Source organism: Lachnoanaerobaculum gingivalis (assembly GCF_003862475.1).
GTDB lineage: Bacteria > Bacillota > Clostridia > Lachnospirales > Lachnospiraceae > Lachnoanaerobaculum > Lachnoanaerobaculum gingivalis.
In genome coordinates, this window is sequence record NZ_RRCO01000001.1 from 214,687 (window position 1) to 228,951 (window position 14,265).

Annotated in this window: 15 protein-coding genes and 1 other RNA gene; 4 read left to right on the top strand and 12 right to left on the bottom strand. The window is 36.7% G+C overall.

Features of this window, described 5'->3' with window-relative positions:
- Window positions 1-45 precede the first annotated feature (45 nt).
- The 3 genes from EHV10_RS00995 to EHV10_RS01005 are packed head-to-tail and all read right to left on the bottom strand — an operon-like array spanning window position 46 to window position 4,867.
- On the bottom strand, window positions 46-1,818 hold the full coding sequence (locus EHV10_RS00995; RefSeq protein ID WP_128673013.1) for a bifunctional homocysteine S-methyltransferase/methylenetetrahydrofolate reductase: 1,773 nt from the start codon (window positions 1,816-1,818) through the stop codon (window positions 46-48).
- A 6-nt stretch (window positions 1,819-1,824) separates the two neighbouring features.
- Entirely contained in the window at window positions 1,825-4,191 is a 2,367-nt protein-coding gene (locus EHV10_RS01000; protein ID WP_128673014.1) for a homocysteine S-methyltransferase family protein, read from the bottom strand.
- Window positions 4,184-4,867 carry a vitamin B12 dependent-methionine synthase activation domain-containing protein gene (locus EHV10_RS01005; RefSeq protein WP_128673015.1) on the bottom strand — a complete coding sequence of 228 codons (684 nt, stop codon included), beginning with the start codon at window positions 4,865-4,867 and terminating at the stop codon, window positions 4,184-4,186. The genes EHV10_RS01000 and EHV10_RS01005 overlap by 8 nt, the downstream gene beginning before the upstream one ends.
- 223 nt (window positions 4,868-5,090) lie before the next feature.
- Here EHV10_RS01005 and ssrA point away from each other — a divergent pair.
- Both ssrA and lexA read left to right on the top strand, forming a co-directional pair.
- Window positions 5,091-5,428: a transfer-messenger RNA gene (ssrA, locus tag EHV10_RS01010) on the top strand.
- Window positions 5,429-5,553: 125 nt separating this feature from the next.
- The gene (gene lexA, locus EHV10_RS01015; RefSeq protein ID WP_128673016.1) at window positions 5,554-6,162 is read left to right on the top strand and encodes a transcriptional repressor LexA; all 609 of its coding nucleotides are present in this window, start codon (window positions 5,554-5,556) and stop codon (window positions 6,160-6,162) included.
- Window positions 6,163-6,208: 46 nt separating this feature from the next.
- Here the strand turns inward: lexA and rplS are convergent, their stop codons facing one another.
- Window positions 6,209-6,559, bottom strand: coding sequence for a 50S ribosomal protein L19 (gene rplS, locus EHV10_RS01020; RefSeq protein ID WP_128673017.1), 351 nt, complete (start codon window positions 6,557-6,559; stop codon window positions 6,209-6,211).
- Between the two features lie 310 nt (window positions 6,560-6,869).
- Between rplS and EHV10_RS01025 the strand changes: the two genes are divergently transcribed.
- Window positions 6,870-7,244: a DUF4234 domain-containing protein gene (locus EHV10_RS01025; RefSeq protein ID WP_128673018.1), complete on the top strand. Its 375-nt coding sequence runs from the start codon at window positions 6,870-6,872 to the stop codon at window positions 7,242-7,244.
- A 1-nt stretch (window position 7,245) separates the two neighbouring features.
- Complete coding sequence (locus EHV10_RS15310) at window positions 7,246-7,635, top strand: DUF2752 domain-containing protein (RefSeq protein ID WP_128673019.1); 390 nt, start codon at window positions 7,246-7,248, stop codon at window positions 7,633-7,635.
- A gap of 24 nt (window positions 7,636-7,659) precedes the next feature.
- Here EHV10_RS15310 and nudC read toward each other — a convergent pair whose 3' ends face one another.
- The 8 genes from nudC to rbfA all read right to left on the bottom strand — a co-directional run bounded on the left by nudC (window position 7,660) and on the right by rbfA (window position 14,263).
- Entirely contained in the window at window positions 7,660-8,514 is an 855-nt protein-coding gene (gene nudC / locus EHV10_RS01035; RefSeq protein WP_128673020.1) for an NAD(+) diphosphatase, read from the bottom strand.
- A gap of 26 nt (window positions 8,515-8,540) precedes the next feature.
- Window positions 8,541-10,004, bottom strand: coding sequence for a nicotinate phosphoribosyltransferase (locus tag EHV10_RS01040; RefSeq protein ID WP_128673021.1), 1,464 nt, complete (start codon window positions 10,002-10,004; stop codon window positions 8,541-8,543).
- 107 nt (window positions 10,005-10,111) lie between these two features.
- Window positions 10,112-10,717, bottom strand: a complete 606-nt coding sequence (locus EHV10_RS01045) for a hypothetical protein (RefSeq protein WP_128673022.1) — start codon at window positions 10,715-10,717, stop codon at window positions 10,112-10,114.
- Window positions 10,718-10,778: 61 nt separating this feature from the next.
- On the bottom strand, window positions 10,779-11,102 hold the full coding sequence (locus EHV10_RS01050; protein WP_128673023.1) for a DUF1292 domain-containing protein: 324 nt from the start codon (window positions 11,100-11,102) through the stop codon (window positions 10,779-10,781).
- A 9-nt stretch (window positions 11,103-11,111) separates the two neighbouring features.
- A complete protein-coding gene (locus EHV10_RS01055; protein ID WP_128673024.1) occupies window positions 11,112-12,062 on the bottom strand; it encodes a bifunctional riboflavin kinase/FAD synthetase in 951 nt (316 codons plus the stop codon).
- A gap of 12 nt (window positions 12,063-12,074) precedes the next feature.
- Window positions 12,075-12,959, bottom strand: coding sequence for a tRNA pseudouridine(55) synthase TruB (gene truB / locus EHV10_RS01060; protein WP_128673025.1), 885 nt, complete (start codon window positions 12,957-12,959; stop codon window positions 12,075-12,077).
- Window positions 12,952-13,899, bottom strand: a complete 948-nt coding sequence (locus EHV10_RS01065) for a DHH family phosphoesterase (RefSeq protein ID WP_128673026.1) — start codon at window positions 13,897-13,899, stop codon at window positions 12,952-12,954. The genes truB and EHV10_RS01065 overlap by 8 nt, the downstream gene beginning before the upstream one ends.
- Complete coding sequence (gene rbfA, locus EHV10_RS01070; protein ID WP_007593104.1) at window positions 13,892-14,263, bottom strand: 30S ribosome-binding factor RbfA; 372 nt, start codon at window positions 14,261-14,263, stop codon at window positions 13,892-13,894. Before rbfA ends, EHV10_RS01065 begins: the two co-directional genes overlap by 8 nt.
- Between the last annotated feature and the right edge of the window lie 2 nt (window positions 14,264-14,265).

A 14,265-nucleotide genomic window follows, 5' to 3' on the forward strand; every position in this document is an offset into this window, starting at 1 on the left:
AATCCTGTGATTTGAACTCAACTCACAGGATTATATTATAAAATATTATTTGTTTTCACAAACCTCTTTCACTGTCTTTATAAGTCTTTCCATCAAGTTTACTCTGTTTAAAACAGTAATAAGATAGTATCCGTCCACCAGATCATAGATTTCATTTGCTATCTCTTTTGACATTGAAAGTGCGATTTCTTCCGCTTCTTCTCTTTCCTTGCCGATATACTTTTCCACTATATCATCGGTAATATATATGCCGTTTACTTCACTTTGCATATATCTCGCATTTCTCTCACTTACTATAGGAATAATTCCGCCCATTATCTTAACATCCAGATTTTCTCTGGCCTCTTTTAGATTATCAATGGCTCTCTGTGTCAAAACCGGCTGAGTAAAGAGTACCTTTACACCGTTTTCCTGTTTTCTTTTAGCTTTTCTAAGTTCCGCACTGAAGTTCTTGGCATTTACATTTAATGCACCGCAGATATTCATAGGACTTTCAAAAACTTCATCATTCAAAGATTTGATAAAGTTTGCAAACTTCACTGAATTAAACTCAAATACCGATCTTATCTCATCTCTTTGGGCGTTCGGTATCGGATCTCCTGTGATTACAAGTACATTGTCAACTCCCATTGCACTTGCACCAAGCAATAGGCCCTTAGCAGCATTTACATTTCTGTCTCTGCAAGTCATATGCGGAAGCACATCAAAGTCAAGTTCATTTCTTACTTTGCAAGCAAGCAAACAACTGTCCATTCTAGCTCTTGCTATAGGATTATCCGCTATAGTTACTATATCCGCACCTGCCGACTTTAATTTTGCTGCATTGTCCATAAACTTGGCAATATTGGTATCTATCGGTGAGTCAAGTTCTACGGCTATAGGCTTTTGTCCGGATATAAGCTTTTGCTCAAATCTGTTTAACCTTATTTTCTGTGAGATATTCTTTTCTTTCTTTACGGATTTTCTCGGCTTTATAAGCATTCCGCTCATACTCTTTTTTAGAAGCTCTATATGTTTCGGAGTTGTTCCGCAACATCCTCCAACCACATTTACACCCATATCAAGGATATCTTCTATCTGAGCCGCAAAATAATTTGCCAATGATCCGTAGTATATTTTATTGTCTCTTACTATAGGATATCCGGCATTCGGCATAGCTGCAAGGTATAATCCTTCGGTATCCACATCCTTTAAAAGCTTTGCCATATGATTTGCGCCTGAAACACAGTTAAGTCCCACTCCGTCAAAGAAACCGGACTCACAGATTTCTTTAAACATTGTTTTATAATAATATCCTTCACTTGAATAACCGTCAGGCATTACTGCAAATGATGCTGTTATAAAAGCTTCCGGTGATTTTTCCTTAATATACTCACCTATAGCTTTCAAACCGATGGTACTGTTTCTTGTCTCGAAGTAAAAGTTATTTATCCCTTTTTCAAGGAAAATATCCGCAATGATCTTGTATTCCTCAAATGCCGCACTGTTACTGTCGGCATTTATTGACGCCATATCCGCAAATACATATGCTCTGGATTTTGCAACCTCAAGCGCTATGTCTATACCTGCAACTATTACCTTTTTTTGCAGCTCTCTGTCACCTGAGAATGCATCTATACCTGTGGAAAAGGTATTTGTGAGTATCGCCTTTGCTCCCGCTTCGATATATTCATTATGAATACCCTTTATAAGCTCAGGATTTTTTATATTTGCAAGTTCGCATCCTATACCGTCATCTGTAAGTTCATCATAGTATGTTCCCATTGCTCCGTCAAAGAGCAATACATTGTTCTTTAAATAATCTCTAATATTTTCCATAATTTATCATCCTAAAACTGTCTTTGCAATGTCAACCGAACTTCTGGCATCAGGTGCATAGAAATCCGCCCCCATCTCGTCGGCATACTCCTTTGTAAGTACGGCACCGCCTACCCATACTTTACAATCATTTGATACTTTTCTAATCTCTTCAATAGTCTTTTTCATTGCAGGTAATGTGGTGGTCATAAGTGCCGAAAGTCCTACAAGCTTTACATCCTCTCTTATAACCGTATCCACAACCCTTTGAATATCCACATCTCTTCCAAGGTCTATCATTCTATAACCGTAGTTTTCAAGTATTACCTTGACTATATTTTTCCCGATATCATGTATATCGCCCTTTACGGTACATACAACTATCTTACCCTTGCTGACATTGTGCTCACCCTTGTTTGCTATCCTTTCTTTGATAAGCTCAAAGGCGGAGCTTGCGGCATTGGCGGCATTTATAAGCTGTGGAAGGAATATTACCTGCTTTTCATATAAATCTCCCACCGTATCAAGTGCCGGTATAAGGTATTCATTTATTATTTCAAGCTCTCCTTTTGTCTCCAAAAGCTTCTTTGCATTATTGTAGGTCTCTTCCTTAAGTCCTTTTAATATTGCATCCTGCACAACTTCTTTTGTAACTTCTCCATTGTCCGATACCGTTACCACCTTGGTTTCAGCCTTTACAGTCGCAAATCTCTCAATATATTTTACGGAGTCCTTGTCCTCGCCTGAAAGCACCTTGAATGAATATATTGCATTCATAATGCCTTCAATATTCGGATTTACTATGGGCAAATCAAGACCTGCATACATTGCCTGTATAAGGAAGTTCTCCGTAATATGGCTTCTTGCAGGAAGTCCGAAAGAAATATTGCTGACACCGAGGGTTGTGTGAAGTCCAAGCTCCTTTGTTACCCTTCTTACAGCCTCAAGAGTTTCTTTTGCCTGATCCTGCTGTGCGGAAACAGTTAGTGTAAGACAGTCAATTATAACATCTTCTTTCTTTAAGCCGTACTCAAGTGCCTTATCCAGTATATGTTTTGCATTGTCAAATCTTTCCTGTGCTGTTGTAGGTATACCGTTCTCATTTAGAGCCAGTCCTATAACTGCCGCACCGTATTTTTTAACAATAGGAAGTATAAGATCAAGTCTTTCATCCTCGGCATTTACGGAGTTTACTATCGCTCTACCGTTGTATACACGAAGTCCGGCTTCTATTGCCTCAGGGTTTGATGAATCTATCTGTAACGGAATATTAACTACCGACTGTACCGCCTTTACTGCCTCTATCATAAGTGCAACTTCATCACCGCCCGGAACACCTACATTTATATCAAGTATATCCGCACCTGATTCCTCTTCCTCTATTGCAACCTTACATATATACTCCATCTCATGGTTTAAGAGTGCTTCCTGGAACCTTTTCTTTCCGGTAGGATTTAATCTCTCACCTACAACTCTTACGCCGTTTAGCTCCACCATCTCATTTCCGGAGCATATACCTGTCTTTGCCTTTGCGGACTTTATCTCGGAAAACTCTCTTTTTTCAAACTCCGCTTTTAACTCACTGATGAATTCCGGTGATGTACCGCAGCATCCTCCTGCGTACTCTATTCCTATTTCTCCAAATTCCGCCATCAGCTTTGCAAAATCTGTTGCAAGCAGATCGTATTCACCTGTTGAAGGATTTGGAAGCCCTGCATTAGGCTTTATTATAATAGGCAGATTAGTCCATTCTTTAAGTTTTTTTGCAAGCGGCAGTATTTCTTTCGGTCCAAGTGAACAGTTAAAACCTATCGCATCCACTCCAAGTCCCTCAAGTGTTACCGCCATAGATTCTATCTTTGTTCCGGTAAAGGTTCTTCCTGTGGTCTCATATGTCATTGTTACCCATACAGGTAGCTTTGTATTTTCTTTTGCCGCAAGTACACCCGCTCTTACATCATAAAGATCTGTAAATGTCTCAAATATGATAGCATCGGCCCCATATTTTTCACCTGCAACTACCATTTCTTTATAAATTTCGTAGGCGTCCTCAAATCTCAGTACGCCAAGCGGCTCCAAAAGCTCTCCTATAGGTCCGATATCAAGAGCTATCTTTACATCTTTTTTACTCTCCGCTATTGCTTCCTTTGCGGACTGAATTGCAGTCTTTACGGCCGTATCCACATCTATCTTGCAACCTTCAAGCTTATGCGCATTTGCCCCGAATGTATTTGTATATATTACATTACTTCCTGATTCTATATATTTTAAATGTATATTTTTAACTATATCAGGATTGTCAAATCCGAAAACCTCAGGATGTTCTCCGGCCTTCATACCGGCAGCCTGAAGCATTGTTCCCATTGCACCGTCAAGTATCAATAATTTATGCATAACATCTGACTCCTATCTTTCTATATCTGCAGGATTTTAAAAGATTACATCCTGCGCAGGTCTTTTTTAGTGTCTCCAATTTTTGATCGCTGACTCCTATTATGGCGGTTACCGACTTTCTCGGTAACATTATTCCGCTGTCACTGACATTTACTCCTATTCTTCTTGTCGCATTGACCAAATTTACAAACTGTCTCTGTATGGTTATAGGCAGATCACCGTAACCCGGTGAAAATCTGAATGTCAGATAATTGTTTTCCTTTAAATACTGCTCTCTAAAGCCTGCTTCTATGCTGTCACAAACAGCTTCTATAAGTGTCGAACCGCATGAGTCCATAATAAGTGCATTTGCTACATTCTTAAGTTCTTCTTTTCTTATAGCATTGTCAACTCCGACTCCTATTGTTGCCGCCATTAAAATAAGCTTATGGCAATCTTTTATATGCTTTTTTATACTGTTTCCCACAAAAAAGTCAAGCTCTGCCGGAAATTCTCCCTTGTTTTCAAGATCCCACTCTCTGAAAACAAAGTTCGGCTTTGCAACGGCATTTATTTTATCCATGCATTCAAGCACCTGTGCATGCAGGTTTTCATCTATTTCTTTACCATTGTGTTGAAGATACCTAAGTACCTCCGACTCATCTTCCGGTGTAAGTTTTACATCTATATTAAACATTTCTCTTCTTCCTAACATATATATTAAAAGTCTGTCGACTTGTTTCGTTTTACTATAGTAAGATAATTTATAAAAAAAGTAAAGTTTTACATTATACATATAGCTTATAACTGGTTATGCCTGATACATGTTATATACTCTCTTATGTAAGAAAATTTTAAGTGGCATTTTTATTTATATATGTTAGAATATCATATGTAAATTCTGTATTTACTTATGATTTGGGGATGTACCGGTTTCGACAGGGAACATGCAGCTGGTGAAGCTATTCGTATGCAATGCGTTAAATGGCAAAATTAAATATAAACGCTGAAGAAAATTTAGCATACGCTGCCTAAGGCAGTTGCAGACCTATAAGCACTCACACTTATAGAATCTGTATCGACTTATGTGAGAAACCTTATATACAAAGCTTTGAGTATATAGATGTATCATGAAGCTACTCTCTACTATAGTTTGTTGTTTGACTATCTTAGAGGGGAATTTTGACAAGCAACTATAATAGTAGAAGAACAGGGAATTGTTTTTTGGACACGGGTTCAACTCCCGTCATCTCCATCTTAAAAGTCTTGATTTTCAAGGCTTTTTTTATTTCACTATATTTGTAATCGAACTTTTGTTTGCATTTTAATCGAACATATGTTAGGATAGTAGTAGAATTATATCTAAAATACAAAGGAGATTCGATGGATACATTAACACAAAAACAGGAAGAAATATATAATGTTATCAAGGATTCTATCTTAAGTAAGGGATATCCGCCATCTGTTCGTGAAATCGGAGAGCTTGTGGGACTGAAGTCTACATCTTCGGTGCATGCCCATTTAAATACTCTTGAGAAGAAGGGCTTTATAAGAAAGGACCCTACTAAGCCGAGAACCATAGAAATTACAGATGATACTTTCAATCTGACACGTAGAGAAGTGGTCAATGTACCTATGGTAGGCACTGTTGCCGCAGGTATGCCTATACTGGCGACAGAAAATATTACGGACTATTTCCCGATTCCAAGCGAATTTCTGCCAAATACGGATATATTTATGCTAAGAGTCAAGGGGGAATCGATGATTAATGTCGGTATACATGATGGCGATCAGATTATTGTGTCCAAGCAAAATATGGCAAAAAATGGCGATATTATTGTAGCATTGGTCGAAGATTCAGCTACAGTAAAGACATTCTATAAAGAGAAAAATTTCTATCGTCTCCAGCCTGAGAACGATTCCATGGAGCCCATTTTGGTAAAAGAGGTCACCATTCTCGGAAAGGTTATCGGATTGTTTAGATTTATGTAAAAAAGGGTTGCTACATTGTAGCAACCCTAAAAATATTAAGTTCAGATTATCTTGCGCCTGCTTCTTTAACCTTAGCAGCCTTACCGACTCTGTCACGAAGATAATATAATTTAGCTCTTCTAACTTTACCTTTTCTTACAACTTCTACTCTGTCAACAGATGGAGAGTGTAATGGCCATGTCTTCTCAACACCGATACCGTTTGAGTTCTTTCTAACTGTGAAAGTCTCTCTTGCACCACCGTTTTGTCTCTTGAGAACTGTACCCTCAAAAATCTGGATTCTCTCTCTGTTACCCTCACGGATCTTGTTGTGTACTCTTACTGTATCACCTACAGCAAAATCATCAACACTTGCCTTAAGCTGCTCTGCCTCAATACTTCTTATTAAATCGTTCATGTGAAACCTCCTATTATTTTGATGTTCTTAAAATTTCTTCCAGAGGACCATCGCCTTATTCACAACTACAGTATTGTATCATATGTTCTCTTGCAAAGCAATAGGTATTCTCTCTCAAATGTTTTTAAATAATCATCGGTTTCCGTTATTACATTATTCTTTATAAAACTTTACAATTATATTTATAGTATTTACTATATCATAATTTTTTGTTAGAATCTTCTCGAATTTAACAAAATGGTACATGTATGTTTGATTTCTCTAACAAACTTACATGTAAAAATACCATTATCTTGAAAGGAGTATTTTTATGAGTAGTTTACAAAGTAAAAATATTGTCACATGTATAATTTTATCTATAGTAACATGTGGTTTCTACAGTCTTTATTGGCTTTATTGTATCGTAACAGATATCAATACTATTTCAGAAGATCCTAATGCAATGTCACCTGTACTTGTTATTATTCTTAGTATTGTTACTTGCGGACTCTACTTCTTATACTGGGTGTATAAGTCAGGTAGCCTTTTGGATCAGAAGATGGTAGAGACAGGAAGAACAGCGGAAAGTCGTCCTATTCTTTATGTTGTACTTGCATTCTTCGGTCTTTCAATTGTAACATATGCTTTAATGCAGGATACTATCAATAAGCTTGCAGAAAATGATATGAACAAACCTTCATTCTAATATGCAAGACAGAATTAAAAGAGTAATAAAAAATACCATTGCAATTTCTTGCCTTGGTATTTTTTTATATATACTGTATTTTATTCATATTCGTATCCCATGCGCATTTAAGGCTATAACTCATTTGGATTGTCCAAGCTGTGGGGTCAGCAGAATGTGTGTATCACTTTCTCATGGTGATATAAGATCTGCTTTTTACTATAATCAGATACTTGTATTTCTTTTTCCTTTAATCGTAATCTACTATATTTTTTATCAGTTACGATATATAAAAACCGGTCAAAGAAAAATAAGTAAATTAGAAAACAATATCATGATTGTAATAATTGTTATATTATTAATATATGGAGTAATAAGGAATTTGCCTTTTTATCCGTACAGGCTACCATAAAAAGTCGGGAAAACCCCGACTTTTTTATATTTCACCATCTCTGAATTTATGAATCATCTCATGTCCCACGCTTATATGGAAAGACAGCACAGGTACATCTTCTCTTTCAAACCACCTTGCTTCAGATAATTCTTCTTCCTGCAATGTGATAGTGTCATCCCCGTCCAAATCCGCAATAAATGCAAGCATAATGGTATCTGAAAATGACCATGGTTGTGATTTATAAGGTCTGATATTTTTTACATTAAGTCCGACCTCTTCTTTTACCTCTCTGGCAACGGCTTCTTCAAGCGTCTCTCCGACTTCTACAAATCCTGCTACCAGCGCATAATATTTATAAGTGCCTTTAGCATTCTTTGTTAGAAGCAGTTTATTTCCGTTTCTGACAGCCACTATAACTGCAGGAGATATCTTAGGGTATTCTATATTTTTACACTTCGGGCAAATCAATGCTCTTTCAGTGGTGGATTTTTCAGTCTTTGTACCGCAGTATCCGCAATATTTTCTGCTCTGCATCCATCTATAGACCTGTGATGCACTTACACTTGCAAATGCCTGATAACCGGGCTCAAACTCACGTAAAGCCTGTATTCCCTCCATATAGAATCCGCCAAACTCCGGAATACTTATATCATCTACCAGATAAAATTCCTCATCATCTACTGCATTCACATAATAGGATTTTTCATATATATTTTCATCCTCTTCTTCCAAATCTTCAAATCTCGGAATACTCAATGCTCCTGTCAGTGCATCCTTTATAAGCATTATCTTATTGTACTCAAAATGCAAAACAAATGATTTTTTATTGTTTTCCTTTGTTGCTTTCTTTCTCCTATATTCAGGATAAAATACTTTCGGATATATTTCCTGTATCATACTACTCTTTCTTTTACTGTTTAAATCTATAACTCCTGATAATTATACTTTTGTAACAGCTCGTATCTCATATCCCATAGCTTCTGTGAAAGATCCACATATGTTTCATGAGGATATGCAAGTCTCTTTGACTCATCCCAAAGGGTATCAAGCTCTTTTTTACAAAATTCTCTTATTTCCATTACTGAAGGAGATTTGTATACACATTCTCCATTTTTAAATATCGGTACCAAAAGTTCCTTAGTCTCAAATGAGCCTGCATTAAGCTTTGTTCTCTTCCATGTCTCAACCGGATCAAAGAGCATAAGTGACTCGTCTGTAGACAGATTCTCCTCTTCCAAACATATATAGTCTGCTATTATCTTGCCGGTCTTTTTATTGTAAATTCTATATATTTTTTTATTTCCCGGATTTGTTATCTTCTCTGCATTCTCGGACAGTTTTATCTTAGGTATAAACTCTCCTGTTTCCTCATTCATAACAGCCGCAAGTTTATATACTCCTCCAAATGCCGGACAATCTTTTGATGTAATAAGGTTTGTACCTACTCCCCATCTGTTGATTGTGGCGCCCTGTAATTTCAATGATGATATAATATTCTCATCCAAATCGTTTGAAGCCGATATGATTGCATCCTCAAAACCTGCTTCATCAAGCATCTCCTTGGCCCTCTTTGAAAGATATGCAAGGTCACCGCTGTCAAGTCTGATACCGTAGTTCTTTAAAGGTATACCGGCAGCTCTCATCTCCTTAAATACAGTGATAGCATTCGGCACACCTGATTTTAGGGTGTCATATGTATCTACCAAAAGTGTACAGGCTGTCGGGAATGTCTTTGCATAGGTTCTGAATGCCGACAGTTCATCAGGGAAACTCATTATCCAGCTGTGAGCATGTGTTCCAAGTATAGGTACGTCAAACATTCTTCCGCAGAGTACATTACTTGTTCCTACACAACCTCCTATCACAGCCGCTCTTGCTCCGTAGATACCTGCATCAGGTCCCTGTGCCCTTCTAAGTCCGAACTCCATCACTCCGTCACCATCTGCGGCCAACACCACTCTTGCAGCCTTTGTCGCTATAAGTGACTGATGGTTTATAATATTTAAAAGTGCAGTCTCAATAAGCTGTGCCTGCATTATCGGCGCAATTACTTTTACAAGCGGTTCTCTTGGGAATATAACGCTTCCCTCAGGTATAGCATATATATCTCCTGTAAATTTAAAATCTCTAAGATACTCCAAGAAATCATCTCTAAAAAGCTTAGTCTTTCTTAGATATTCAATATCATCATTGTCAAAATGTAAATTTTTAATATAATCTATTACCTGATCAAGTCCTGCACAGATGGCATATCCGTTTTTATTCGGATTTGATCTGTAAAACATATCAAAAATAACAGTTTCGTTTACACTATTTTCCAAATGGTATCCCTGCATCATTGTAAGTTCATACAAGTCAGTCAATAATGTCAAATTTCTTTTATCCATTCTCTTATTCCATCCTTTTTCCGGCAACTACTACACAAGCCATTTCTATATCAATCTATGCTTTATTCAATATATTGTCAAGCTAATTAATTTTAATCTAAGACAAATCAATTATTTTCGTTAAATAATATAAGTCCGCCCTTACGTTTATACCCTGTATTCCACAACTCTTTAAAGTCAAACCATCTGTAACTTCCATAGCTTACAACTTTAACCATAAATTTTTCGCCGTCTTCCTCATAGCCTGTAAGTAAGAACCAATGCCACACAAAACTTTTAAATTTGGGGTTTTTATGCATAAGTACAAGCATCGGTATCGGCATTTTCTTATCTATTTGGTCTTTTACAACTTTTATGGCATCCTCTATAGAATTGTCACCTAAAAATTCTGATAAACTTATACTCTGTTCATCAATATCTTCCAAGAAGTCACTTATTCCGTCAACATAGATTTCAAGTCTGTCTATGCCTGTCCACCTCGGCCTTAGATATGGCTTTACATCATTTGAAAAATCCACATAATCAAGTGAGTTCACATTCTCTACATCATATGGGTAAAGCTTATCTTTTCCAAGATATTTTCTCATGTAAACAAAACTGTCACAGGCTGTTACGCAGGCACATCCGCCTTTATTCATCCACAAATTTTTGAAATCTTCCTGATTCCATCCGTATTTTCCGTCAATGTAAAAATAATCCAATTCTTTTTTCATATTCTCTCTAAAATTTTAGAGCAATATAATACAACAGTACTACATTGCTCCAACTAAAAATTTATAAATCTTCTTCACCAAGCAGGTCTTCAAACTCTTCCTCATCAAGAAGCTCGTCAAAAGCATCTGCAACTATCTCATATTCTTCATCCGTCTCTATATTGGTAAGCTCTGGCTGTCCGTCTTCGGTCTCGGAGTATCTGTAAAGATATACAACTCCCTCATCATTGTCGTCCTCAGGCATTACTGCAATATACTCTCTGTCTCCGGCACTGAAAATATTGAGTACAACACATTCAAGTACAGTATCGTCCTCAAGTGTTATATAAACTGATACATTACCTTCTTCCACTATACCGTTTTCAAATAAATTCTTATCGTCCATAGTTCTCCTTTATCTTACTTGACTGTTAAGGAAGTTTAAAACTTCCTGTTTATCATTTCTTAATTGATTTTTTAATTCCTCAAGACTACCGAATTTCATCTCAGGTCTTATATATTTATAAAGATATACCTCTATTTCTCTGCCGTAAAGATTTGCTTCAAAGTTATACAGGTATGTCTCGACTCTTGAAATATGATTTTTTTTATCATTTTCAATACTTGGATTTGACCCGACATTTGTAAGTCCGAGATAAAGAGTATCATCGTCACCGATTCTTACTCTGGATGCATAAACTCCGTATTTTGGCAGATGCTTCTCATTTGAAGGAAATAAATTTAAAGTAGGGAAACCTATAGTAGCTCCTATCTTATTCCCTTCCTCGACAACACCGCTTATAGAGTATATACCTCCAAGAAGCTTATTGGCTTCTTCCATATCCCCTTCATCAAGTTTTGTCCTGATAAGTGTTGAACTGATATCATTATGAAAATCATCCTTTTCCTTTTCAATTATCTTTACATCAAAGCCCAAAGTCTTTGACAATCTGTTTAGCAGTTCAATATTCCCGCTCTTTTTATAACCGAATGCCGCATCGTCTCCTGCAACGATTTCAGCCATGCCAAGTTTCTTAATAAGAATATCTGTCAAAAACTCCTCTCCTGTAAGCTTTGCAATATCCATATCGAAAGGGTATTCTATATAATAATCAATTCCCAGTTCTTCCAACTTTTTTCGTCTTTCCACATTTGTAAATATCTGTGTGGTATGCTTATTTCTTACTATATTTGACGGAAGAGTTCTAAAAGAAAATACAACAGTCTTTAAGCCCTTTTTATTCGCTTCTTCTTTCAAAGTTCTGAATAACTTTCTGTGTCCCCTATGCTCACCGTCAAACTTTCCTATAACAACAGCGGTTTTATCTGTTATCTTTATGTCTGTAGTATTTATAAATGTAATCACATTATCACCTATCTATAAAAACATCTTGAATGGCTTTAATTCATCCGATTCTTTTTTATATATTGCAATAAATATGTCATTAGAATCATAGACTCTATATAAGTCACTGTCTTCAAAATCTTTTTCAAATTTTAATTTATTTCCGTTATGCAGATATTTATCAAAGTCAGGGGAGGTATTTATTTTGGGCAGGAAGGAAAAATATTCTTCCACGCTCATTATCCTTTTATCTATACTATCTCTCTCTGATTCCAGTTGTTTCAGGGTAACAGCCCCCTCTATATCAAATCTGTCAACTCTCGTTCTGACAAGAGACTCCATACAACCGCCTACCGAAAGTTTTTCTCCTATATCATGGCATAATGTTCTGATATAAGTTCCCTTAGATACTTTGGCCCTAAACTTTACTCTCGGCAAATCAATATCGATTATATCGATATTGAAAATTTCAACTTTTCTCGGTTCTCTCTTTACTTCCTTGCCCTCTCTTGCCAAATCCACAAGCTTTTTTCCGCCTACTTTTAATGCCGAATACATAGGTGGAAGCTGCATATACTCTCCAAGAAATGAATTTATTACTTCTTTAACTTCATCCTCGGTCAAATGTGAAGTGTCTTTTTTTTCGGAAATTTCTCCTGAAGTATCCTGTGTATCTGTTGACACTCCTAAAAGCAGTACCGCCTCGTATTCTTTTGACTTATCGGTCAACATATCCGACAATACAGTAGCATTACCTAACAATACCGGAAGCGCACCGACAGCATCCGGGTCCAATGTTCCCGAATGCCCGATTTTCTTTTGCTTAAGAATTCCTCTCATTTTTGCTACAACATCATGAGATGTAAATCCTTTTTCTTTGAATATATTTATTATTCCGTTATAAGCATTCTTAGCCATTCAATTCTTTCTCAATCATAGGCAATAGTGTGTTTTTTAAAATTTCGTCAGCCTTGCCGTGCACTGTAGCGCCTGCGGCTCTGATATGACCACCGCCGCCAAGTGTGGCCGCAATGCTGCTGACATTTTTATTTATAGAACGCAAACTTACTTTGTATTCATCTTTAGCGGTCTCATACATAAATAATGCGATTTCCACACCGTCTATATTTCTCAGATTGTCTATGATTCCATCCATTTTCTTTTTATCTGAAATATACTTACTCCAGGTATCATAATCCAGAACCCCATAGCAACACTTGCCGTCAAATTCCAATTTTGCATTTGTAAGTACCAGTCCCAAAAGCTTGCTTGCATTAAAATCTTTTTTGAAATACGTATCATCTATGATTTTTGTGAAATCAAAACCTTTTGAAATCAGTTCTCCGGCTATATCCATGGTTTCCTTTGTGGTGGATTGGTATTTAAATACTCCGGAATCATGGACTATGCCTGTATATAAGCATTTTGCAGTCTCTACACTTACTTTATCACTATCCAGCAAAGTGTACAAGAGTTCACAGGTAGAACTTCTGAAATCTTCCACTATATTAAATTTTGCAAACTTTGTATTGGTGATATGATGGTCTATGCATATACTTTGTGCGGCACTCTCAAGCATTACACCTCTACTTCCAAGTCTTTCTCTGTCTGACGCATCTAAAGAAACAAGTAAGTCGGCCTCCATAAACGGGTCCTCACTTATCAGCTCAAACCCGTTCATAAATGAAAACTTCATTGAAGGCTTTTCAAGACATACCTTTACCTGCTTACCTTCAAAATTTTCTGTTATATAGTTATACAATCCCAAGGTGGAGCCTGTACAGTCTCCGTCAGGGCTTACATGACCTGTTATAGCTATACTTTTTGCATTTTCAATAAGCTCTATTAGTTTATTCATTGCCCTTCTCATCTTTTTTTATTACTTCGTCTATCAGCTTATCCATTTTCATACCGTAAGCCAATGACTCATCCAAAACAAATTTTAATTCAGGAGTATTTCTTAAGTTTAATCTTCTTGCAAGTTCTTTTCTTATAAATCCTGAAGAAGATTTAAGACCTTGTAATGTCTTCTTTGACTGCTCGTCATCACCCAATACACTGACATATATTGTTGCGTATTTCAGGTCTGTCGTAACTTCCGCATCTGTTACACTGGTCATGGGTGCGACTCTTGGGTCCTTTACATCACCTCTTATGATTTCAGATACGGTTTTCATTACCTCCGAGTTGATCATAGTAGACTTTAAACTGTTCTTTCTCATAC